Source organism: Flavobacteriaceae bacterium (assembly GCA_003443635.1).
Taxonomy (GTDB): Bacteria; Bacteroidota; Bacteroidia; order Flavobacteriales; family Flavobacteriaceae; genus AU392.
Genome location: CP031964.1, coordinates 2,489,388 through 2,514,548, shown reverse-complemented (window position 1 = coordinate 2,514,548; position 25,161 = coordinate 2,489,388). Strand labels below are relative to the sequence as shown.

Below are 25,161 nucleotides of genomic sequence, written 5' to 3'. Positions count from 1 at the left end.
CTTTTAAATTATGATATATAACTTTTTATCTCAACTTTGGATATTCTTTAGGGTTTACTTCGTGCATTATACTATATACTGCCTCAAAAATATCTTCATTTGATGGTTTAGAGAAATAATCACCATCAGTACCATAAGCTGGCCTATGTTCTTTAGCAGTTAATGTTTGTGGCTGACTATCTAAATATTGATATGCGTTTTGTGTGTTTAAAACTTCATTTAATATGTAAGCCGAAGCACCACCGGCAACATCTTCATCAATAATCATTAAACGATTTGTTTTAGTAACACTTTTAACAATATCATGATTTAAATCAAAAGGGAGTAAAGATTGTATATCAATCACTTCAGCATCTATACCAACTTCTAATAAATCTTTAGCAGTTTGTTCTACCATGCGCAATGTAGAACCATAAGAAACTAATGTGATATCTGTTCCTTCTTTTACAATTTCTACAACACCAATTGGAGTTTTAAATTCACCTATATTGGTTGGCATTTTTTCTTTTAAACGATAACCGTTTAAACACTCTATTAATAGAGCTGGTTGATCGCTTTCTAAAAGGGTATTATAAAACCCAGCAGCTTTAGTCATATTTCTAGGTACTAAAACGTGAATTCCACGAACTAGATTAATAATCCCACCTAACTGAGAGCCAGAGTGCCAAATACCTTCTAGACGATGGCCTCGTGTTCTGATAATCATCGGTGCTTTTTGCTTTCCCTTAGATCTATAATGTAAAGTTGCTAAATCATCACTTATAATTTGAAGCGCATACATTAAATAATCTAGATATTGTATTTCTGCAATAGGGCGTAAACCTCGCATAGCCATACCAAGACCTTGACCTAATATAGTAGCTTCACGAATACCTGTGTCTGCAACACGTAATTCACCATATTTTTCTTGTAAACCTTCTAATCCTTGGTTAACATCACCTATATTTCCTGCATCTTCACCAAAAACTAAAGTTTCTGGATATTTATTGAAAATAGCATCAAAATTATCTCTTATAATTACTCTACCATCTACCATTTCGGCATTATCGTCATAAATAGGAGCAATTGCTTTAATGTTTTCGGCTTTATATTTTGATTCACTGTAAAGATGTGAACTATATTTTGGCTGGATATTTTCAAAATATGAATTGATCCAATCTTGTAATTGCTGTTTTTCTGTTGAAGTTTCTAGCGTTATGTAACGTAATGTTTTTCTAGCAGCAGATAAAATATCTTTGCGAATTGGTTCTTTTATTTCGCTTAAATCATTTATTATTTTAGTAATAAATACTTTGTTAGAACTTGTTTCTGCAACTTTTTGCATTAAAGATACAAGTTCATTTCTTTCATCTATTATTGGTGAAATAAAGGCACTCCAAGCTGCTTTTTTTCCATCTCTGACGACTTTCTTTAAATCTTTGTCAATAATATTTAATTCTTCATTTGTTGCAATACTGTTTGCAATCATCCATTCTCGCATTTTTACAATACAGTCAAATTCTGATTCCCAATCTAATCTATCCTTGCTTTTATAACGTTCATGAGATCCGGATGTAGAATGTCCTTGTGGTTGTGTTAATTGTAACACGTGCATTAACACAGGTACATGTTCTTCTCTGGCAATTTTAGAAGCATTTTGATAAGCTTCTATTAGAGCAGGATAATCCCAACCATTTACTCTAAAGATTTCATAACCTTTATCATTTTCATTACGTTGAAATCCTTTAAGAATCTCCGAAATATCTTCTTTGGTAGTTTGATCTTTAGCATGTACTGAGATACCGTAATCATCATCCCATACACTTATTACCATTGGTACTTGTAAAACTCCAGCTGCATTTATAGTTTCAAAAAATATACCTTCACTAGTACTAGCGTTACCAATAGTTCCCCAGGCAACTTCATTTCCTTTTACAGAAAACTTATCGGTATTAATCCCTTTTATGTTTCTATATATTTTTGAAGCTTGCGCTAAACCTAGTAAACGTGGCATCTGTGAAGCTGTAGGAGATACATCTGCACTAGAGTTTTTTTGTTTGGTTAGGTCTTTCCAATTATAATCATTATCCAAACTATGTGTGCCAAAATGCCCGCCCATTTGGCGACCTGCACTCATAGGATCAGCTTCTATATCTGTATGGGCATATAAACCAGCAAAAAATTGTTCAACGGTTAGCTCTCCTATAGCCATCATGAAAGTTTGATCTCTATAGTATCCAGATCTAAAATCTCCATTTTTAAATGCTTTTGCTAAGGCTAACTGAGGTACTTCTTTTCCATCTCCAAAAATCCCAAACTTTGCTTTTCCAGTTAAAACTTCGCGACGCCCAAGTAAACTACATTCTCGACTAGTAACCGCAATTGTATAGTCGTTAATAATTTCTGATTTAAAATCATCAAAAGAAATGTCAGTTTTTGTGTTGGGGTTTGTTTGCATTTAAGTGAATTTAATTGAACTGCAAATTTAGTCGTTTTTAATGGATTTTACAACATTTCACTTAGTTAATATATTGCTAAATCATCATTAAAAATGATTTTTTATTAAAAAAAACACATAAAAATAAAGTATTATTAGATTTTATTAAGAATAATTCAATATTTTTAATACCATTTTCGAGTAAAAAGTGATATCAGAGCGTTTAGGTCTGCAGTAAATTTAAAACGAATGCGTTCAGCGTAATTACTTTCTCCGAGCTCAAATCCTAGGCTGGAATATACAGGGAAGTACAATTCAAAATAATCAGTTAATAAATTTAATCGAATCCCAGAATCGTAAACAAACTCTGGATCAAATCCTTTATTTTTAACAAATCCAATATCTCCATATGCTTGAATATCTTTCCATATTGTGGTACTTGCATTTGCGGTAGAAATCCATTGATTTGCAAAAGGAGTATTTAGCCTTGACTTAAAACCTCCTTCAGCTATTATAATTTGTTGACTAACAATGCCATCATTTTCTGAACGTCCTAAATAATTAAAATCGAATAAATAATCTGTGGGACGATCTAAAGCAAAACTAAAGAAATCCGAATTTTCTTCTGTATTATTATATAAAAAGAAACCATTAAAGAAGCGAATGCTTAACTGTCGATCATTTTTAAAACGCTTTCTATAAATATAATTAAATGATAGTTTTCCGAAATCCTCAGAAAACTGTAGATCTGCAGACCATCTAAATAAATCAATTAACTCTGAATTAATGTTAATGTACCTTGCATTAAACACTCGATAATCCGGAGTTGTATTACCAGAAATATTTCTTAAATCATCATCACGTGTAATATCTATATATCTGAAATTTAAAGATTGAAATTTGTTAGATCTTAAATTAGAATCATCTCTAAAACTAAAATTAATAAATGGTATTAAACGACGCACGAATAAATCTGGACCAAATGAACTATAAGATCCAGTAAACCCAGAATTGATTGAAAACAAATTACTATTTTCGAAATATTTAGTATAAGATATTGTTCCACTCCCAATTAAAGCTTCAGAATTACTACCATATTGAGGTGTGATTCTATAATTCCATTGTTTTCTTAGTAATGTTTTATTACTAAATTTAAGCCCAAATGTTAGCCCGTCATAAATATTATCAAACTCTATTAAAGGGGTTAAGAATACTTGATTATAATTAGGGTTTTCTGCGTCTTTTAGTAACCCAAATCGTAAAGGCTTATTATATAAAACCCGTTTTAAAGATTTCCAATTATCTCTTAAATTGAATTCTGGTATAATCTTATCATAATTTAAAGCCAGTTTAGTAACTGTGCTATCTCTCGCTATAGTTATAGTTTTCTCATCTTTTATGTTTGAAACCCATTGTTTCGAAACTATAGAGTCATTATTTAATGTAAATAAAGAAATAGGAGTATTTGAATTTCGTTTATTCTTTATAGTAAGAGTGATCGAATCTTTAGTTTTTTGTACTTTTTTAATTTTAAAATCAATTTTTTTTCTGGTAGAAATATAATCCTTAAAAAACCATGTGATATCTTTATCTGTTTTTGATTTTAATAAAGTTTCAAAATCTAAAGATGATGTTTCTTTTAACTTATAATTTTCAATATAATCTTTAATAGTAGTATCCAAAATATTTGAACCAACAAAGTCATCAAGATATTTTAATCCAATACCTGCTTTATACTTATTAGCGATATTAGTATTAAACTTTATAAGAGAATCCTTTTGCATTGTTAACGGTTGGTCTCGATTAATGCGAGCAATATTCATAAATAGTAATGTATATTGTTCATTAAAATCTAAATCTGCTAAATGAAATGATTTTAATCCCCAAACTTTTGCCAACGACCCTACAAGTTTCATATCAGGATAATTTTCTTCAACATATTTCATTAAAAAATAAATTTGAATTCCATCCTTTAACCATTGCTCTTTTCTAGGGTTTAATTGTAAAGTGTTTTCTAAATAGTTATTTAAAGTAGCTTTTAAAAGTTTTAATTCAAATTGGAAATTTTCTGGAAATGGTCTAATGAAACTAGGAAGTTGATTAAGACCATAAATAGGGTCTTTTTTAGCTTCAATATCACTTACTAATAAATTTTTATGAGGATATTTACCTAAAAAAGTGGTTATAAATTGAGTGATTTTATCTGTAATTATAGCTTGTTCTGTTGAACCTAGCCCTTTTTCGTAAATATCTGTAGTTATCGAAAAATCATCAGTCTCTATTGTTGTAAAATCAGATTCCTTTATAATAAATAACTTACTATCTATGCGATTTTTTCCTTTTAAGGTTATTGTTTTAGTAGAAGTGTTTTCAGAAACATTTATAAGATCTAATTCTGAAACAATACGGTGAGTTTTTGGAAACTCTAATTTAAGCGAAATATCTGCTTTTGGATGAAATAAATCATCCAAATTTTTATTACTGTAATATTGCCAATTTTTATTATAAACAGAAGGGGAGATATACCAATATTTTAAAAAATAATCATTATCAGAAGTTACACCATACCTAGTAAATTTGTCTCTAGGTATTTGAAGATTGTAAGATAAATGTAATGTATAACTCTTATTAGCTGTTATAGGGTTTGATAATATCACTTTTATAACATCTGGATGATCTTTTAAACGCTCGAAACTTAAACTGTTATTATCTTTGTCTCGGATTGATAAAATATGAGTAAAACCTCGTTCTCTATCTTTTGCAAACCTAAAAGCTGAACTAAACTCTTCTTCAAAGCGATCGCCCAAAGGTGTTTTCTTATGAGAAAAACTATGATTCCAATCGTTTAGATAAATAATATTAAAGGTATCATCTGATGTATTTGTATATTCTATAGTTTGATTAACAGATATTTGATTAAGATCTGCATTTAAATGTGCATCAATATCAATTTTATTTTGACTTAGTGCGCAAAAACACGATAAAAACAGTGTAAATATGTATAGGGGTTTAAAATTCAATCTATCGAAATAATATAATGGTTTTTAAATGACATCATAATATGTGCCATTAATGTAAATTATAAAAGTTATACGATTACTTTAACAAATTTGGTAAGCGATACTTCTATAATGTTTACGAAATATACCTATTTCTGGTTTTAATTTTAATTAAAAATTAGGACTTAACTCGTTTTGTTTATAGAAACTATCTAAAATATCAATAACTTCCTTTTCTGTATCTACTAAATGAATTAAATCTAAATCTTTAGGGCTTATATTTTTATTGTTCTTTAATAAAACTTCCTTAACCCAAGCTAATAAGCCTTTCCAGAATTCTGTGCCAACTAAAATAATTGGAAATGTTTCTATTTTGTGTGTTTGTATAAGAGTGATAGCTTCAAATAACTCATCTAAGGTGCCAAAACCACCAGGCATTACAACAAAACCTTGAGAATATTTTACAAACATAACTTTACGTACAAAAAAATAATCAAAATCTAAGCTCTTATCAGAATCAATATAAGGATTGTCATTTTGTTCAAACGGTAAATCTATATTTAAACCAACAGATGTACCACCCCCTAAATGAGCTCCTTTATTACCAGCTTCCATAATACCGGGGCCACCTCCAGTTATAACACCATATCCTGCTTTTACTATTGCTTCGGAGATACTAACAGTTAATTTGTAATAAGGATCTTCAGGTTTGGTTCTTGCTGATCCAAAAATAGATACACAAGGCCCTATACGACTCATTTTTTCAAACCCATTAACAAATTCTCCCATGATCTTAAAAATAGCCCAAGAATCATTAGTTTTCTTATCATTCCATCCTTTAGGATGCTGCGATTTTTTCATACATTTAATATTTGAAGTTAATGTAGTTCTTTTTTTAGAAACCTAGCGGTATAACTTTTTTTATGTTTAATAACCTCTTCAGGAGCTCCTTCTACAACAATTTGTCCGCCCCCTTTTCCTCCTTCATATCCAATATCAATAATATGATCAACCATTTTTATAACATCTAAGTTATGCTCAATAATTAACACGGTATTACCTTTATTTACAAGTTTGTTTAAAACCTCCATTAGCACTCTAATGTCTTCAAAATGTAATCCTGTAGTAGGCTCATCTAAAATATAAAATGTATTACCAGTATCTCTTTTAGAAAGTTCTGTAGCAAGTTTTATACGCTGAGCTTCACCACCAGAAAGTGTTGTGCTTTGTTGGCCCAGAGAAATATAGCCTAAGCCTACATCTTGTATGGTTTTTAGTTTTCTATATATTTTAGGGATATGTTCAAAAAATGGAACAGCTTCGTTTATTGTCATATTTAACACATCGCTAATAGATTTTCCTTTATAGCGAATTTCTAAAGTTTCTCTATTAAAACGTTTGCCTTGACATGTTTCACATTCTACATAAACATCAGGAAGAAAATTCATTTCAATAACTCTTAGCCCTCCACCTTTACAGGTCTCACAACGTCCACCAGCAACATTAAAACTAAAACGTCCAGGCTTATAACCTCTAATCATTGCTTCAGGAATTTTGGAAAACAAACTACGAATTTCACTAAAAGTACCTGTGTATGTAGCTGGATTGCTTCGCGGCGTTCTTCCTATAGGCGATTGATTAATATCAATAACTTTATCAATGTGATCTAAACCATTAATACTTTTATAAGGCATTGGTTTTTTTACACCATTAAAATAATAGTTATTTAAAATAGGATAAAGCGTTTCGTTAATAAGTGTTGATTTTCCACTGCCAGAAACACCGGTAACACCAATCATTTTTGCGAGTGGTAATGTTACTGATACATTTTTTAGATTATTCCCTGTACACCCTTTAAGTGTCATTACTTTACCATTACCTTTTCGCCTTGTTTTTGGTACTTCTATCTCCTTAGTGCCATTTAGATAATCTGAAGTTAAAGTATGTTGGTTTTTTAAATTACTTGGATTACCTTCACTAATAATTTCGCCGCCATATTTTCCAGCCTTAGGGCCAATATCGATAACGTGATCAGCGCGCTCTATCATATCTTTATCGTGCTCGACTACAATTACAGAATTTCCGATATCGCGAAGAGAAATGAGCGAATTGATTAGTTTTTCGTTATCACGTTGATGTAACCCAATACTAGGTTCGTCTAATATATAAAGTACGCCTACTAATTGTGATCCTATTTGTGTTGCTAAACGTATACGCTGAGCTTCACCACCAGAGAGAGATTTAGAACTTCTATCAATAGTTAAATAATCTAACCCTACATCTAATAAAAATTGAATGCGAGTTCTAATTTCTTTAATTATTTCTGAAGCAATTGAGTTTTGTTTTTCAGATAAATGATTTCCTAAATCATTAAACCAATCAGCTAAATCTTTAATATCTAAATGTGCTAATTCTGAAATATTTTTATCGTTAACCTTAAAATAAAGCGATTCTTTTTTAAGACGTGAACCACCACATTTTGAGCAAGAAACTTTATCCATATATTCTTTCGCCCAACGCTTGATAGATGTTGAATCTGTATGCTTATATTGGCTTTCTATAAAATTAGCAACACCTTCAAACTCTATACTATAATTCTTTTTTACACCAACTACTTTATTATCGATGTTAAATTTTTCATTACCTCCATAAAGAATAATTTCCATAGCTTCTTTAGGGATAGATTTTATAGGATCTGCCAAATCAAAATTATAACGTAAGGCTATAAACTCTAATTGCTTAAAGATCCAAGTGTTTTTTTGAGGGCCTTGAGGAGCAATACCACCACTTTTTATAGAAATAGAATCATCTGGAATAATTTTTTTGGTATTTACTTCATAAACGGTACCGATACCATTGCACTTATCACAAGCACCTTTTGGGGAATTAAAAGAAAAATTATTTGGTTCTGGATTTGGATAAGAAACTCCAGAAGAAGGACACATTAGATTACGACTAAAATAACGTAACTCATTAGTGTCATTGTCAATCACCATTAGTACACTATCTCCATGGTACATTGCAGTATTTATACTTTCAGTAAGACGTTTACTATTGTCTTCACTATCATCAACCTTAAGCCGATCGATAACAATTTCGATATCGTGAGTTTTGTAACGATCGAGTTTCATTCCTTTTACGATATCTATTATTTCTCCATCAGTACGTACTTTTACAAAACCTTGTTTTGCGATTTGCTCAAATAATTCTCTGTAATGCCCTTTTCGAGAACGAATAACTGGGGATAAAATATTAATACGCTTTCCGTTAAAGCTTTTAATAATCAAATCTTTAATTTGTTCATCAGTATAACTTATCATTTTTTCTCCAGTATTATAGCTAAATGCATCACTGGCACGGGCATATAATAAACGTAAAAAATCATAAATTTCGGTAATAGTTCCTACGGTAGAACGGGGAGATTTGCTAGTTGTTTTTTGCTCTATAGCAATAACAGGAGAAAGTCCATCAATTTTATCAACATCTGGGCGTTCTAAACCCCCTAAAAATTGCCTAGCATAAGCCGAAAATGTTTCGATATAACGACGCTGTCCTTCGGCGTAAATTGTATCGAAAGCTAATGACGATTTGCCGCTACCAGAAAGCCCAGTAATAACCACTAATTTTTCTCTAGGGATAGTAACATCAATGTTTTTAAGATTGTGAACTCTAGCGCCTTGTACTTCAATATATTCTTCGAAATTCGTCATAAAAATGCAAAGTCGCAAAGATACATTTTTTACTATTCAAACGAAAGTGAGAGTTATTTAGTAAGTGTTAAATAATTGATTATAATTAATAAGATGAATTATATAATTATGAAAAGGGAAGGTATTAATTTTCACCTTTAACATTACCCATATCTAAATTAAAAAAGAAGAATTTATGATTAGTTGGTAATTGTGCACCACTTTCTGTTGTAACCCAATCATTCCAAGTAGCCTTTAAACCGTCTATAGGAATAATAGATGCCCACATTTGATAACTTATAGGTTTACCATCAGAACCTAAATGCCATAAATAAGAATCTCCAGGGGTATTGCCTCCAGAGGTATAAGTAACTAAAAGCGCTTTATTATTATTCTCTAAAGTAACTAATTGTCGTTCGACACCTTTGTCGAACACTTTGTAAGGTGCCACTAACCAAAAGGAGTCGTTGTTGAAATAGTTAATTGCTTTTTCTAAAAGCTTTGTTTTTTGTTCACCGCCAACTTCAAAATTATGAACATAAGTTTTACTTTTTGAATATTCCTTTAAATTGAGATCAACCTTATAATCTTTCCAATATACAGTACATTTATTTTTAGATTTTTCCCATTTATAATGATGCTTATTTTTAAAAGTCCACTCAATATAATTGGTGTTTTTATAAGCTTCATAATCTAAGGCATTTAGCATTTTATTTGCTAAAGCATCTGCAGCTTCTCCCTGTATGCCTTGAGGCAAATCTTCACTATATTTAAAATAAACAAACCCAAAAAACAATACACTTGGTAAAGTGAAAAAGATAATAATGCCAACTATTATTTTAATAGTACGCTTGTATTTACGTTTCTTCTTTTTTATTGTTTTTTTAGTCATTAATCAAACTAATTTTATCTAAAATAATGGTTCCTTTTTCTGCTTTATCAAAAATAAAGCTCATTCCAGTTAGATCATTAGCATTTCCGCTAAATTTTGGATCTATAACATAGCGTTGTAATAAATATTCTTTTTTACTCGAAAATCGATCAAAATCATTTAAAAATTCCCATTTATATAAATTAAGCTCTAAGTGAGGGTTAATATGACCGATATCTTTAATACTTATCTCTTTTGAGGTACTATCTTTATAACGCAATTGAATCGTAAAATCCAATGAATCGGCTTTTGTTTTTCCAATATTGGCCATATAAAAAGATAAGGATGAATTAGATAAAGAATCATTTTTAGGCTCCCAATTAATATCATATTTGGCTAATCCTTTTGTATTTATGGTATCTTTTTTATCCCATTTTAAGGTCACCACACGATTATCGTAAGATGATTTCCCTGAGTTTCTCATTGTTTGAGCATTCTCTTTCCAAGTTACTAAATTTTCTCCAAATAGTGTAGCTCTTTCAGAGTTGAGAATATCCATATCATCTTCATAATCAACTATATTCTCTACATTAGCATCTTCATATTGAGATGTGTAATAATCTTTAGGTAACCAATCTAATCCATATCTAAAATCTTTGAACAAATTTTTATACGTATTGGATTTTTCAGTAACGGTTTCTACAAATGCACTAATGTAAACTTTCGCAATTTCTCGTTGTTGCTCTTCAGGCAATAGAGGTTTTACATTTAACGTTAAGTTTCGAGGAAACCCAGAATCATAACTCCCCCAAGAGGTATTAAATTGCCCATGATTAGAACGATATGACGAAATAACAGATTTAAAGTAATTTGTAGAATCACTTATTCGTAAGCGATTATATATTCTATTGCCTACTGGAGTAGAAACATCCGAATCAAAAAGACTATGAATCAATAAATAATTCATATCCTTAATTACCAGATCTTGCCCTTTTACTAAATCATGAAAATCTGTAGGCGCAATTTGTACAATCCCTTTAATATTAAAATTATAATCTAAGTCTACATTACCATCTTTATGGTATTTATTCAACTTATTCATTTCAGCAGCAATACCAACAGCTTCACCACCACGAGAATGACCAACTAATACAATATTATTTAAATCAACTTTGTTGAAAAATATATGAGCTTCATCAGAATTCCATTTTCGCCATTGTTTTAAATGTTCTAATAAAATAATCCCTCTAGATAAGTTTTCATTTTGTCTAAAATCATGAAACATAGAAGCACCATTTAAAAAATTTTCGTCTACAGAAACTACAATATTTCCTTTAGATGCTAATAATTCTCCTAGATAGTCATATCCAATATCTGAAAAATCATGCATGCTATGATTACCATGAACAATTAATACAATAGGAGATTTATCATTTGTTTCGGGATACCATACACGACCGTTTAAGGGTGCTTCTTTTAAATCATGCCCCCAAAACGTCTTACGTACCGTATTATTAAACCCTTTAAGCTTTAAAAAATGACTAAGGTCTACTGAGTCACTTTTTAGAGTTGCATTTTCAGCGAATTCATTGCGATGTCGATCTTTTTTGCTTGCATAAGTAAGTTGCTTGTATTTATTGGTCCCCTCTTTTGCAGGTGTTTCTGTATTTTTTAAAGTTAAGTTAGTGTAAAAACCCTCTTTATATTTAGTGTAATTGTCTTTTCCATCAGATCTTAATTGAAATATTAAGAATACAAATAATGTTACTGTTCCTAAGAATAATGTGTATTTAATGTATTTGTGAATCCCTTTTTTTGTAATAAAATAGAATAATAATGCAAAAACACTCCCAATAAGCAATACATAATTTATAATTGTACTATTAGCATCTATAACCGATATAAATCCATAAATAACTCCTAGAAAAGCAAAATGTCTAGTTTTAAAAGGTAATTTTCTTAATATATATAAGATGAGTTTTGATAAATAGAAAGAAGCAAGAAACACTACTATAAATAAAGTGATAAAAATTAGAATGTCTAAAAGTTTTCCATATCCAATGTTTAAGGATTGAAGATTACCAAATGTAAAAATCATTAGAGTTAACATCATCCCTATGATAATACTAGGTAAAAGATTACCTATAAACGTTGCAGTTTTTAAACCAGCTTTTTTAAGTTTTGCAAATATTTTTTTCATCTAATCAATTAGTTGGTTAGTTTTAAAGAGGATTAAAAGTACAAATTGTTATTGATAGTTTAGTATAAATAAAAAAGACGAAGTAATTACTTCGTCTTTTTTATATTTTAGTTATCATTTTTATAACCAGCTGGACGTTTCGAGCGTATTGGTGCTTTTGGTTCAGGTTGTAATTGAAACTCTTGAGTTTCTAAAAGCTTTAAAGCTTCTTTAACTGCACGTTCTAATTGTGGATCTAAACCTTGAGTTGTTGATTTAGGATCTTGAATGACTCTAATGTCTGGTGCTACACCTACAGCTTCAACATCCCATTCACCGTTAGTATTATAAAATCCACCACGAGGAGCTACCATACGACCACCATCGAGTAATGGAGGAGTATCCCAAGTTCCTACTAATCCACCCCAGGTACGAGTTCCTACTATAGGGCCAATTTTTTTCTCTTTAAACATAAAAGGTAATAAATCACCACCAGATCCAGCACGCTCGTTAATAATCATAACTTTTGGACCCCAGATACCAGCCATAGGAGTTGTCCAAGGGCGATTATTATTACTTTCAACTTTACTGTTAAAATACCCGATGACTTCACGTTCCATGATATCAATCATATAATCTGCTGCAGACCCACCACCATTATTACGCTCATCTATAATAGCTCCTTTTTTATCTTGCTGAGAAAAATAATAACGATTGAATGATGTAAATCCAGGCTGTCCAGTATTTGGTACATATACATAAGCTAATTTACCTCCAGATAGCTCATCAACTTTACGACGATTACCTTCAACCCAATCAATATTTCGTAATCTTGCCTCACTTCTAACAGGCTTTACTAATACAGTTCTGGCACCATCCATAGAGGGTTTATTATTTACTGTAATGTTTATTTCTCTGCCAGCAGTTTGTTCCAATAAATTATAAATGTTAGTATCTGCTGTTAATTTATTTCCGTTTATAGCAACAAGATAATCTCCTTTATTTACATTAATACCAGGTAAACCAAGAGGTGCTTCTATATTAGGATTCCAACGCTCTCCACCATAAATTTTAGAAATACGATAATGATTTTTAGAGATTTCAAAATCTGCTCCTAGTAACCCTACTGGTACGCGATCAATATCTGGAAAATCCCCTCCAGATACATAAGAGTGACCAACAGCAATTTCTCCACTCATAATATCGACTACATAGTTTAAATCGGTACGATGACGTACATGATTTATCCATGGTGAATACCATTTGTATATATCATCCCAAGGTGCTCCATGTGTATTATTTACATATAAAAAGTCGCGCATAAAACGCCAACCTTCTTTAAAGATTTGATGTGCTTCTGCCTTCGGGTCAACTTTTAATTTCATATTTGTATTTAAGCGACCTGCAGTTGGTTTTGGAGATGATTTTGTACTAACTAAATTCCAACTTCCTCTTTTACCTAACAGAATAGAGTTTCTATCGTTTGAAGCTACCATCTGAGTAACACTTTTGGAGAATTCAGTAGCTTTTTCTTTTTCTACATTATAACTATGTACAGTAAAACCAGGAGTGTTAGGAACAGCTTCAGCAATAAAAACTTTATGCTTAGGACCTTTTAAAAGTGCTGTATATACACGTGCAGGTAAATTTAATGCTACTGCACGATCAAAAATACCATTTTTGTCAATAGTAACTGTAATTGCTTCTTTTTTCTCTTCTTTCTTATCTGAATTTGATTTAATTTCTTCCTCATCTGTTTTTGGTAGATTAGGTGCTTTGTCTTTAGAACTTAAAACGATAGCATATAAACTACGTGTAGTTTGCGGGTCGTATGAACTCATATCTAGCCAACCAGATGCTAAGCCATAGTTTGTACTTGTTAATGTATAAATATATTTTCCAGATGCATCCCAAACTGGAGAAATGGCATCTGCAATAGGATCTGTAATTTGAATAGTTTCTTTAGAATCTATATTATAAGTAAATATTGCTTTAAAATGGCTGTTTTGTTGCTTTGCATAAGCAATCCATTTACTGTCTGGAGACCAAACAGGATTCATACTTCTGTTAGGGTGTGCATAGCTATCGGCATCCGCTTTAATTACTTTTTTAGTTTCAATAGTAACTACCCAGATATTATAATCGGTATCTGTAAATGCAATATGTTTCCCATCTGGAGACCAATCTGGCCTAAAGTAAAATGTAGGATCAGGAAGTTTAATACTAGTTTTATTTTGACCATCCTGATCTACAATAGTTAATTGATACTCTCCACTTTCATCAGAAAACCAAGCAATTTTATCGCCTTTTGGAGACCAAATAGGGTAACGATCTGCAACTCCCGAAGAGTTACTTAAATTACGCCAGGTTCCATTTTCTTTAGGGACACTAAAAATTTCTCCTCGGTGCTCAAATAATGCACGTTTTCCTTTAGGAGATACATTTGGATTAGATAAATTTCTAGCTGTAATATTTTCCCAACGAGGTCTTGAAAAATTTAAATCTCCTTTAACATCAATAACTAATTGCTTTGTTGTGTTTGCTGTAGGGTTCCATAAATGTAAATACCCTCCTTGCTCGTAAATGATATTATTTTTGCTAGCATCTAAGCTTTTAACATCAAATTTTTTATGAAATGTAATTTGTTTTTCTTCTTTGGTAGCAGGGTTAAAAGACCAAATGTTACTGGCATAATCACGTTCAGATAAATAATATATAATACCATTATGCCAAACAGGATCTAAGTGACGCTCTTTATCAGGTTGAGGTGTAGTAATAAGCTCTTTAGTCTTTAAATTTACCACCCAAATAGGCATTGCCTGTCCACCTCTGTAATTACGCCATTCGGCATCCCAACCTGTAATAGGTGTGTAAGCAATATGTTTACCATCTTCAGAAATTTCTCCATAAGCTGCTCTTCTAATATCTAGAGATTTAGGATATACATCATTTAAACCTACTGTAAAGAATTTGTTAGTTTCTGTAGGTCGAGATTCTCTGCTTGAGCGAAATAATATTTTATTATCAGGCGTCCAACCTTGTACTACATCTGGAGAAGGGTGATATGTCATTCGTTTTGGTTCTCCACCATTAGCAGGAATAACATATACGTCTGTATTTCCGTCATATTCAGCAGTAAAAGCAATAGTTTGTCCATCGTTTGAAAAATGTGGACTCGACTCATAGCCTTCGTCACTGGTTAACCGAATTGCATTTCCACCATTTATTGGTGCTTTCCAAAGGTCGTTTGCATATACAAAAACTACATGTGTATCAGAAACAGTAGGTTGTCGTAATAGTTGAGTGCCTTGAGAAAAACTCAAAAGCGAAGATAGGAGTGTTAGAGACGCGAGAATATGTTTCATTATATAATTATTTGGTTTAATTTATAGTTATTAAGTTTTAAAACCCTACTGCGGTATCATCACCACGACGGTCTGCACCACCTTCAAGTTTACCATCGTTTAAAACAAGAATACCATCTACTTTTCCAATAACAGGAGAATTTTGTTCGTTGATGAGATATCCTTTTTCTTTTAATTCAGAAATAAGATCAGGAGAAAATGAATTTGGTTCAAATTGAACTAAATCTGGTAACCATTGATGATGAAAACGAGAAGCATTAACAGCCTGCTGCATTGTCATATTATATTCATGTACATTTAAAATGGTTTGTAAAACAGAAGTGATAATAGTTGATCCTCCTGGAGTACCAACACTCATTAACAATTCTCCATCTTTTTCAACGATAGTGGGAGTCATAGAACTTAACATACGCTTTTCTGGTACAATGCTATTAGCTTCGGCACCAATTAAACCATAAGAGTTTGGTACTCCTGGCTTACTACTAAAATCGTCCATTTCGTTATTTAAAAAGAACCCTAAATCTGCACAATATAACTTTGAACCAAAACCACCGTTAAGTGTTGTAGTTACAGAAATAGCATTGCCAAATTGGTCTATAATAGAATAATGTGTTGTTTCATTACTTTCGACAATTTGTACATCTCCGTGTGATACATCACTTGATGCTGTAGCTTTATCAAATGAGAAAGATGCCATACGATCTTTTAAATAAGCTTCGCTTATCAATTCATCTCCAGGAATAGTTACAAAATCAGGGTCTCCTAAATAATAACTTCTATCGGCGTAAGCACGACGTTCAGCTTCCGTAATTACCTGGATAGACTTAGGAGAATTATGACCGTATAAATGTAAATCGTAAGGTTCGATCATTTCCATAATTTGAGCTAAACATATTCCTCCACTTGATGGTGGTGACATAGAAATTATTTTTAGATCATCATACTCAAATGTAATTGGAGTCCTCCATTTTGCCTCATAACGTGCTAAATCCTCTTCAGTAATAATGCCTCCATTATCTTGCAAATAAGACACTAATCGCTTAGCTGTTTCGCCTTTATAAAATTCGTCTTTTCCACCCTTCATAATTCGAGTAAACGTTTCAGCGAGTGCAGTATGTTTAATAACATCATTTTCTTTCCAATCTTTCATAAATAGCATACTATCTTTATTAACTTTTGCAAAAATAGATTGGTATCCTTTAAGGCTACGTTCGTCTCGTTTAGTAAGTGTAATACCTCTATTTGCGAGCTCAATTACAGGAGTCATAATAGTTTCTATTGGCAATGTTCCAAATTTCTCATGAGCAGCAAACACTCCAGCTATAGTTCCAGGAACTCCTACAGCTAAACCGCCTTCAGTACTTTTACCAGGAATTACATTACCTTCTTCATCTAAATACATCTCTTTAGTAGCTGCTAATGGTGCTTTTTCTCGATAATCTAGTCCACCAATTTCTCCATTACTTTTACGATACACCATAAAACCACCACCACCAATATTACCAGCGTAAGGATAAGCAACTGCTAAAGCTAGTTCTGTAGCTACCATGGCATCAAAAGCATTTCCACCTTGTTCTAAAATTTGTTTTCCAATATTAGAGGCTTCTACACGAGCAGAAACTACCATTGCTTTATCGACGATCAAACCTCGTTTAGTTTCGTCAACTTTGGGCTTACTATTTGTATTACAGGATAGAATTAAGGAAAGTAAAAGAGAGAGAAATATTATTTTTTTCATTATGAAATTATTGATTAGTTTGTGAAGATACTATTTTTAGTTGTTGTTCAGAAAAATTGATAAGCTCATCAAAAAAGAGTGTAAATTCATTTTCAAAGTCCTCATAAAATTCTTTGAGCTCGTTAACGGCAAAATTCATTTTAGAACGATTTTTTGTTCTGCGATTCATCCCTTCTAATACGTTTGTAATCCCTTCAATAGAAGCATAACTTAACAACCAATTATCGGCAATCATATGTGGCATCATTTTTTGAATACGTAATGGTAAAATTTTAAAATTGTCATCTAACATATCATAAAAATCATCTATATATGTTTCTAAAGGAATTTCGCTATATGAACTCCAATTTTTAGCCAAAAAATGGTCGTACAAAATATCTACTATAACTCCAGAATAATGTCCGTATTTTTTATGTAAACGCTTTGTGCTTTTTCTAACTGTAGGATGTGCATCAGTATATGTATCTATTTGTCGATGTAATAAAATACCTTTTTGTATCTCTAATGGAAATTTTTTGTAATCTTTTCCGCGAATGCCATCTGCTATAAAATTTCCAATTGTTACTGGTATACTATCCCCAGATAAATAAATATGTGCTAAGAAATTCATTGCCCGAATTTACAAATTCATAACGAAGAATACGATTATGAAATACTATATTTGTTGAAAATTAATTAAGAGAATGACATTAATAAAATCTATATCAGGAATTAGAGGAACTATTGGCGGTCAAGTAGGAGATAATTTAACACCAATTGATGCTGTTAAATTTGCATCGGCATATGGAACTTGGGTAAAACAACAACGAAATAAAGAAAATTATAGAGTTGTAGTAGGAAGAGATGCTAGGATTTCTGGAGAAATGATACAGAATTTAGTAATGAACACACTTGTTGGTTTAGGCATTCACGTTATTGATTTAGGATTATCTACAACTCCTACAGTAGAAGTTGCTGTACCTATGGAGCATGCAGATGGTGGAATTATTTTAACTGCAAGCCATAACCCAAAACAATGGAATGCATTAAAATTACTAAATGCTAGAGGAGAGTTTTTAAATGCTGAGGAGGGGGCAAAAATTTTGAGAATTGCTGAATCTGATAATATGGATTTTAATGATGTAGATCATTTAGGAAAGATTACTATTAATGAGGCCTATATAGATATGCATATTGATGAAGTTTTAAATTTAGATTTGATAGATGTTGAGGTTATAAAAAAAGCAAAATTTAAAGTTGTTGTAGATGGTGTAAATTCTACAGGAGGGATTGCTATTCCTCTTTTATTGGATAGATTAGGTGTAGAAACTATTAAATTATATTGCGACCCTAATGGGCATTTTCCTCATAATCCAGAACCCTTAAAAGAACACTTAACCGATTTATCAAAAATGGTAGTCGATAAACGTGCCGATTTTGGTATTGTAGTCGATCCAGATGTTGATCGTTTGGCATTTGTAGATGAAACAGGCGAAATGTTTGGAGAAGAATATACTTTAGTTGCTTGCACAGATTATGTATTAGGTAAAACTCCAGGTAATACAGTAAGCAATATGAGCTCGACAAGGGCTTTACGTGATGTTACAGAAATGCATAATGGTAGCTATGAAGCTAGTGCTGTAGGAGAAGTTAACGTAGTAGAACTAATGAAAAAGAACAATGCTATTATTGGAGGAGAAGGTAATGGAGGTATTATTTATCCTGAATTACATTATGGTAGAGATGCACTTGTTGGAGTAGCACTCTTTTTAAATTTACTTGCTGAAAAAGGAGTTGGAGTCAATGCTTTGAGGCAATCATACCCTAATTATTATATGAGTAAAAAGAAAATTCAGTTAACCCCAGATTTAGATGTTGATGGTATTTTAAAAGTGATCGAATCAAATTATGGTAATGAAAAAATAACGACAATTGATGGTGTTAAAATAGATTTTTCAGATAGTTGGGTGCATATGCGTAAAAGTAATACAGAACCAATTATTAGAGTATACACAGAAGCAAAAACACAAACTCAAGCAGATGAATTAGCAGATCAGATTATTTCTGAGATTCAAACAATTGCAAAATAATCATTAATTACTTTTTTCTAAGGTGATATTTGTCTTTGTGTTTCCAGCGTTTATGTGTCCATAAATAGTATTCCGGAGTTTTATGTATTTGTAATTCAAGTTCTTGAAGAAATTTGTTTGTTATTTCAAAATCATCACACATTTTTATATTATCTGTAAGCGGTACTAGTGTAGCTTCATAATAACCACGTTTTACTTTTTCAATTTTTAAATAAGTTACAGATAGATCTAACTTTTTAGCTAATTTCTCCCCTCCAGTAAAACAAGGTACCTGAATTCCCATAAATTCTGACCAATAGCTTGTTTTAAAATTTTTTGGAGATTGATCACTTAAAAATGCAATCATAGATTTTTGCCCTTCAGCTTCACTCTTAGTAATTTTTGAAATAGCTTCTCTGGTATGAATTAAAGTTGTATTATATTTTGTACGTATACGTTTTACTAATGCATCAAAATATGTATTTGCGATTCGCTTATAAACACCAAAACCTTTAAACGATATATTATTAACAACAACTACAGACCATTCGTAACTTGCATAATGACCATAAGTAACAATTACACTTTTATTTAACGCTTCTAAGCGTTTAAGCTCTTCAGGGTTTTTAATAATAAACCTTTTGTTGAGTTGCTGTTCAGAAATACTAATGGATTTAATCATTTCCAGAAACATATCACACATATGCTTATAAAACCTTTTTTGTATCTGTTTAATTTCGATGTCAGATTTCTCAGGAAATACTAATTTTAAATTGTTGACTACTGTTTTTTTTCGATACCTAATAACGTAATAAACGATTATATAAACAATATCTGAGAATAAATAAAATAGCCTAAATGGCAGTATAGAAATTAGAAGAAGAAAAGGGTAAACAAGTATATAAGCTAATAATTGCACTTAACATTATTTTCCACAAATATATGCTATATTTGGTTTTTACGTTAACACTTTATGGGAGAAATAAGTTTTATTACAATTATAATTATAGGAGCTAATGTTGTATTTTCTTTAAAGGGATTTAAAGATTTTTCTTTTTTTGAAACTTATAAATTTAATATAGGAGGCATACGTAGAGGAGAGCAGGTACGTATGGTAAGCTCAGGCTTTTTACATGCAGATGAGATGCACTTGTTTTTTAATATGTTTACACTCTATTTTTTTGCAAATGAAGTTATTGATATTTTAGGTCAGGTAAACTTTGTAATTATTTATTTTGGAAGCTTGATAGTAGGGAATTTATTGTCCCTTTATTTTCATAAAAACGAATACCATTATAGTGCTGTTGGTGCAAGTGGTGCAGTTACAGGTATATTATACTCTGCTATATTATTGAGCCCGGATTTAAAAATAGGTTTCATTTTTATACCAATACCTATTCCAGCTTATTTATTTGGTGTAGGTTACTTGCTTTATTCTATTTACGGAATGAAAAAACAAACAGGAAATATTGGTCATGATGCCCATTTTGGAGGAGCTATTGGTGGTTATGCAATTACATTAATTTTAGCAACTTGGGTTTTTAAAGAAAACCTATTAATGGTTGGAATGTTGGCGGTACCTATATTAATTCTTTATATAATGAAACGTACAGGTCATATTTAATAAGAACAAATCTACTTTAAAAGCTCACCTATTTTTTGATCTAAGGCATCACCTCTTAAGCGTTTAGAAACAATTACTCCGTTTTCATCTAGAATAAAAGTAGCAGGGATAGCATTTATACTATATAACCTAGCAGCTGGCTCATTAAAATAAGTTAAACTAGAGATATGATGCCAATTTAACTTATCATTTTCAATAGCTTTAACCCAGGCTGTTTTAGGATTATTTTGACCAGCTCTACCATCGAGTGATACACTTATAATTTCTAAACCTTTATCGTGATACTTCTCATATACCTTTACCACGTTTGGATTTTCTTTTCGGCAAGGTGCACACCATGCAGCCCAAAAATCAATAATAGTAACTTTTCCTTTAATATCATTTAAAGAGATGGTATTTCCTTCTGGTGTTGTTCCAGTAAAATTAGGAGCTACTTTACCAATATCTACTTTGGCTTCATTTTCTTTATTCTGTATGAAAATATTTAATTTAATTGCAACACTTCTATTATAATCATTTTTATTAATCACACTAGTTAAGCTTTGCATACATTCTTTAAATTTATCAATATCTACTTGTTGTATTCCAGAAGCTAAGTTTTCTAATAATAATAACGAAAAATCAAGTTTAGGGTTTTCCAATATAAATTCATAAGGATAAGCTTCTCCTTCTTGAATTAAAGAAATGTTTTGTTGAGATAACTGTTCAAACAACACATTATTATTCTCTAATCTAGCAGAATTCATCTTTCCTCTTAACTCATTTAATGCTGTATTCTTTTTTCTTAATTCAGATTTATAAATACTAAAAGCTGTATTGTTTTTTTGGCCATTAACTTTAGAAGCAAATATACTGTCTTTATATATTTCAATATTTGTCACCCCCGATTCTAAAATTATGGGTAAACTACTACTAACGCCATTAATAGTTAATAAACGCATAGATGTATTATCAATGTTGCCCTTAAATGTAAAAGTTTCATTCACTACAATAGCAGTATCTGTTACTGTTTGTGCTCTACTATTATTAGAAACCAGTTTTAAATAGGCTCTAACTCCATTGTAAACTCCTTTTGAAGATACATTTATTTCATAAGTATTGTCAGATATAGACTCTTCTTTTTTACAAGAAAGCACAGTGCTAATAATTAAGAATACTACAATTAACTTTTTCATTTTCTTTTATAGTTTTTTAAAAACTAGTCATAAATAGCTTTTAATAGATTAGGAGTGTGTTGCCACAGTACAATTTTACTACTTTTGTTTAAATTTTTCAAAGATTTTATGATAAATAACGATACAATTATAGCATTAGCTACACCTTCTGGTGCTGGAGCCATAGCTATTATCAGGCTATCTGGGAAAGATGCTATTGTAATTTGCGAATCGTTTTTTAAATCGATTAGTGGTAAAGTTCTATCTCAGCAATCTACACATACAATTCATTTAGGACATATTGTTAATGATGGTAAAGTTTTAGATGAAGTATTGGTTTCTATATTTAAAAATCCAAATTCTTATACTGGAGAAAATGTAATCGAAATTTCTTGTCATGGAAGTATATACATACAACAAGAAATTATTCAACTTTTTTTACGTAATGGATGTAGAATAGCTAACCCAGGAGAATTTACCTTACGTGCGTTTTTAAATGGAAAGTTAGATTTAAGCCAGGCAGAAGCAGTTGCAGATTTAATTTCTAGTGATAATGAAGCATCCCATCAATTGGCCATACAACAAATGAGAGGTGGTTTTAGTAATGAGATTAAATCGTTACGAGATGAGCTTTTAAATTTTGCATCACTCATAGAATTGGAATTAGATTTTGCAGAAGAAGATGTTGAGTTTGCAGATCGAGAACAATTTAAAAGTTTGATAATACGAATTACTAAAGTGCTAAAACATTTAATCGACTCGTTTGCGATTGGAAATGTGATTAAAAACGGAATACCAATTGCCATTGTTGGAGAACCTAATGTTGGGAAATCTACACTATTAAATGCCTTACTAAACGAAGAAAAAGCTATTGTTAGTGATATTGCAGGAACGACTAGAGATGCTATTGAAGATGAAATTACAATAGGAGGTATTGGTTTTCGATTTATAGATACTGCTGGGATACGGGAAACCCAAGATGTTGTAGAGAATATTGGAATTAAAAAAACATTTGAAAAAATAGATCAATCTCAAGTGGTGATCCTTTTATTTAATGCTGAAGAATTTAAATATCAAGAGGAGCGATTAAAATTAGAAATCGAGAAACTTAAAAATAAATACACTCAAAAACCTTTATTAATTATTGCTAATAAAATAGACAAGATAGATAAAGCACAGATTTTGAATCTTAAATCTCAAATTCCGAATGTGATAACATTATCTGCAAAAAAAGGAATAGGGGTAGAGCTATTAAAAACTAAACTTTTAGAATTTGTAAATACTGGCGCATTGCGAAATAATGATACTATTGTTACCAATTCCAGGCATTATGATGCTTTACTTAAAGCCTTAACCGAAATACAAAAAGTACAACAAGGTATGGATGATAAGCTTTCTGGAGATTTATTAGCAATAGATATTCGTCAAGCTCTATATCATTTTGGAGAAATCACAGGGGAAATCACTTCAGATGATTTATTAGGTAATATTTTTGCTAATTTCTGTATCGGCAAATAGTTTGATATAGTTTGCTCCATATTTGTATCATTTTTATTGAAACACCTATAAATAGGAGAAGAGTATTTTATGTATCCAAACCAATATGTTTTGCAATGATGTGAGATCATTCTATGAGCAATAAGGTAACAAAAAGGTATAGAATTTAGAAAATCCGCTAGGATTTCCGAGACACTCTTTATTTGCTATTAGCAATTAATTTTATACGGTGTTGTGCGTAGGCTTTTGTTTCAGATTATTGATTTCAGTTATTAATTCAGTTTTTTGATTTTCAGTCAATTCATTAAACAATTTGACTTTTTTTCCTTTGTAGTTAAAGAGAATTTCTCCCATTATGTGACTAAAAAGCAATTTCCTATTCAGAGCGATATTCCTCAATGTTTTGTCATAAAGGGATAATGAATTTTCTTGGATTTCATTCCGAACGTTTTCCACGTGTTCCAATTCAAAAGTTTGTGTTTTAGTTAGAAAAGTTCCTTTTTTAGTTAATGTCATTTTTCCATTCTCAATCCGTAATTCTTGTCGTCCATTAATCATCCACAAAAATTGACGTAATCCGATAGTCGCAACAATTGGATGAGCTAAAAAAACACAAGTATAAATTCCGTTGTAATTTCATTTTCGTTTATAAAACCTTCTATAATTCCAGAAAAAAATAGTCCACAAGAAAACAATGTAAATCCGAGTGCAATAAATGTATTTCTTGAATTATTTGACACAAACAAACTATTACATTTCGGTAAGCAAATAAATTTTTTCCTATTCAGACCGAAAGTGAAAATTCGGCTGTATTGGTATTGGAAATTTAGTGATTTATCTTTAATACTCATTGGTCTGTTCAGCTTATGCACAACGGTCTCGTATAACCGTCAGTTACGGGTTTATTTGCGTTAATTTTCGGTTTGGCACAGACTTTAGCAATTCCGAGTGGATTTGGACGTAGTCGAATCCGCCGTAATTGCGGTTATACATTGTTAGCAACTGGACTTGTTGTTTCAACGTAATATTCATTTGATTCAAGTCCAAAAAAATCTTCTCGTTTAAGGCCTGGATAATTTTTAATCCGTTCCATTAAATCCTCAAAAGTTTCTTCTTCGTTTCGTATTTCTACGAGTTCAAAAAACCATTCTGAAAAATAGATTAGTTCCGAAATTCCATATTCGGACGCAATTTTCCGAAACACTTTCCTAATTCCATTTGTCAATTCAGATTGCTCTTTGTCAGCAAAACGAAACCAAGAACTAAAAAGTTCAAAAGAACCTGAAAACTCAATAAAATTCGGATTATCAAAATAAATTTTCAAGGATTGGTCAAACATTGATAATTCAAAGAATTCAATTCCTTTTGATTCAATCAAATTCCATTCGATTTTTTCTAATCCAACACCAGTTTTCTGCTTTACAAAATCAAAATCAAATTTCGTTTTGTTTAGGATTTCGAAAATCTTTTCTTTTTCGTTCTCAATTGAGTCCGGTTTTCGTAATCCTATTATTTGAATCCAAACTGCCATTTTGTTTTGTCGGTCTTGTTGCTAACGGTCTCGGATATGAGTAGTTGCGT

General features: G+C 31.2%; 16 protein-coding genes. 3 read left to right on the top strand and 13 right to left on the bottom strand.

The annotated features are described in order from the left end of the window. Positions 1-25: 25 nt before the first annotated feature. The 9 genes from D1817_11455 to D1817_11415 all read right to left on the bottom strand — a co-directional run bounded on the left by D1817_11455 (position 26) and on the right by D1817_11415 (position 17,867). Positions 26-2,437, bottom strand: a complete 2,412-nt coding sequence (locus tag D1817_11455; GenBank protein ID AXT20479.1) for a transketolase — start codon at positions 2,435-2,437, stop codon at positions 26-28. Positions 2,438-2,601: 164 nt separating this feature from the next. Continuing rightward, complete coding sequence (locus tag D1817_11450; protein ID AXT20478.1) at positions 2,602-5,436, bottom strand: metalloprotease; 2,835 nt, start codon at positions 5,434-5,436, stop codon at positions 2,602-2,604. 150 nt (positions 5,437-5,586) lie between these two features. After that, the gene (locus D1817_11445; protein AXT20477.1) at positions 5,587-6,276 is read right to left on the bottom strand and encodes a TIGR00730 family Rossman fold protein; all 690 of its coding nucleotides are present in this window, start codon (positions 6,274-6,276) and stop codon (positions 5,587-5,589) included. A gap of 17 nt (positions 6,277-6,293) precedes the next feature. Next, entirely contained in the window at positions 6,294-9,125 is a 2,832-nt protein-coding gene (gene uvrA / locus D1817_11440) for an excinuclease ABC subunit UvrA (GenBank protein AXT20476.1), read from the bottom strand. A 124-nt stretch (positions 9,126-9,249) separates the two neighbouring features. After that, positions 9,250-9,996, bottom strand: a complete 747-nt coding sequence (locus tag D1817_11435) for a hypothetical protein (GenBank protein ID AXT20475.1) — start codon at positions 9,994-9,996, stop codon at positions 9,250-9,252. Beyond that, positions 9,989-12,175, bottom strand: a complete 2,187-nt coding sequence (locus tag D1817_11430) for a hypothetical protein (GenBank protein AXT20474.1) — start codon at positions 12,173-12,175, stop codon at positions 9,989-9,991. Before D1817_11430 ends, D1817_11435 begins: the two co-directional genes overlap by 8 nt. A gap of 107 nt (positions 12,176-12,282) precedes the next feature. Further along, positions 12,283-15,519: a protease gene (locus D1817_11425; protein AXT20473.1), complete on the bottom strand. Its 3,237-nt coding sequence runs from the start codon at positions 15,517-15,519 to the stop codon at positions 12,283-12,285. A gap of 37 nt (positions 15,520-15,556) precedes the next feature. Next, a complete protein-coding gene (ggt, locus tag D1817_11420) occupies positions 15,557-17,257 on the bottom strand; it encodes a gamma-glutamyltransferase (GenBank protein ID AXT20472.1) in 1,701 nt (566 codons plus the stop codon). A gap of 7 nt (positions 17,258-17,264) precedes the next feature. Beyond that, complete coding sequence (locus tag D1817_11415; protein ID AXT20471.1) at positions 17,265-17,867, bottom strand: DUF479 domain-containing protein; 603 nt, start codon at positions 17,865-17,867, stop codon at positions 17,265-17,267. Positions 17,868-17,940: 73 nt separating this feature from the next. Between D1817_11415 and glmM the strand changes: the two genes are divergently transcribed. After that, positions 17,941-19,326: a phosphoglucosamine mutase gene (gene glmM / locus D1817_11410; protein AXT20470.1), complete on the top strand. Its 1,386-nt coding sequence runs from the start codon at positions 17,941-17,943 to the stop codon at positions 19,324-19,326. A gap of 7 nt (positions 19,327-19,333) precedes the next feature. On the opposite strand, the gene D1817_11405 is transcribed toward glmM, so the two are convergent. After that, positions 19,334-20,224: a lipid A biosynthesis acyltransferase gene (locus tag D1817_11405; protein ID AXT20469.1), complete on the bottom strand. Its 891-nt coding sequence runs from the start codon at positions 20,222-20,224 to the stop codon at positions 19,334-19,336. A 54-nt stretch (positions 20,225-20,278) separates the two neighbouring features. Between D1817_11405 and D1817_11400 the strand changes: the two genes are divergently transcribed. After that, positions 20,279-20,929 (top strand): rhomboid family intramembrane serine protease, encoded by a 651-nt coding sequence (locus tag D1817_11400; protein AXT20468.1) that lies wholly within the window; start codon positions 20,279-20,281, stop codon positions 20,927-20,929. 11 nt (positions 20,930-20,940) lie between these two features. Here D1817_11400 and D1817_11395 read toward each other — a convergent pair whose 3' ends face one another. Beyond that, positions 20,941-22,104 (bottom strand): AhpC/TSA family protein, encoded by a 1,164-nt coding sequence (locus D1817_11395; GenBank protein ID AXT20467.1) that lies wholly within the window; start codon positions 22,102-22,104, stop codon positions 20,941-20,943. Positions 22,105-22,212: 108 nt separating this feature from the next. On the opposite strand from D1817_11395, the gene mnmE reads away from it, so the two are divergent. Continuing rightward, positions 22,213-23,601, top strand: coding sequence for a tRNA uridine-5-carboxymethylaminomethyl(34) synthesis GTPase MnmE (gene mnmE, locus D1817_11390; protein ID AXT20466.1), 1,389 nt, complete (start codon positions 22,213-22,215; stop codon positions 23,599-23,601). 201 nt (positions 23,602-23,802) lie between these two features. On the opposite strand, the gene D1817_11385 is transcribed toward mnmE, so the two are convergent. Further along, positions 23,803-24,138 (bottom strand): hypothetical protein, encoded by a 336-nt coding sequence (locus D1817_11385; GenBank protein ID AXT20465.1) that lies wholly within the window; start codon positions 24,136-24,138, stop codon positions 23,803-23,805. Positions 24,139-24,565: 427 nt separating this feature from the next. Continuing rightward, positions 24,566-25,111 (bottom strand): hypothetical protein, encoded by a 546-nt coding sequence (locus D1817_11380; GenBank protein ID AXT20464.1) that lies wholly within the window; start codon positions 25,109-25,111, stop codon positions 24,566-24,568. Between the last annotated feature and the right edge of the window lie 50 nt (positions 25,112-25,161).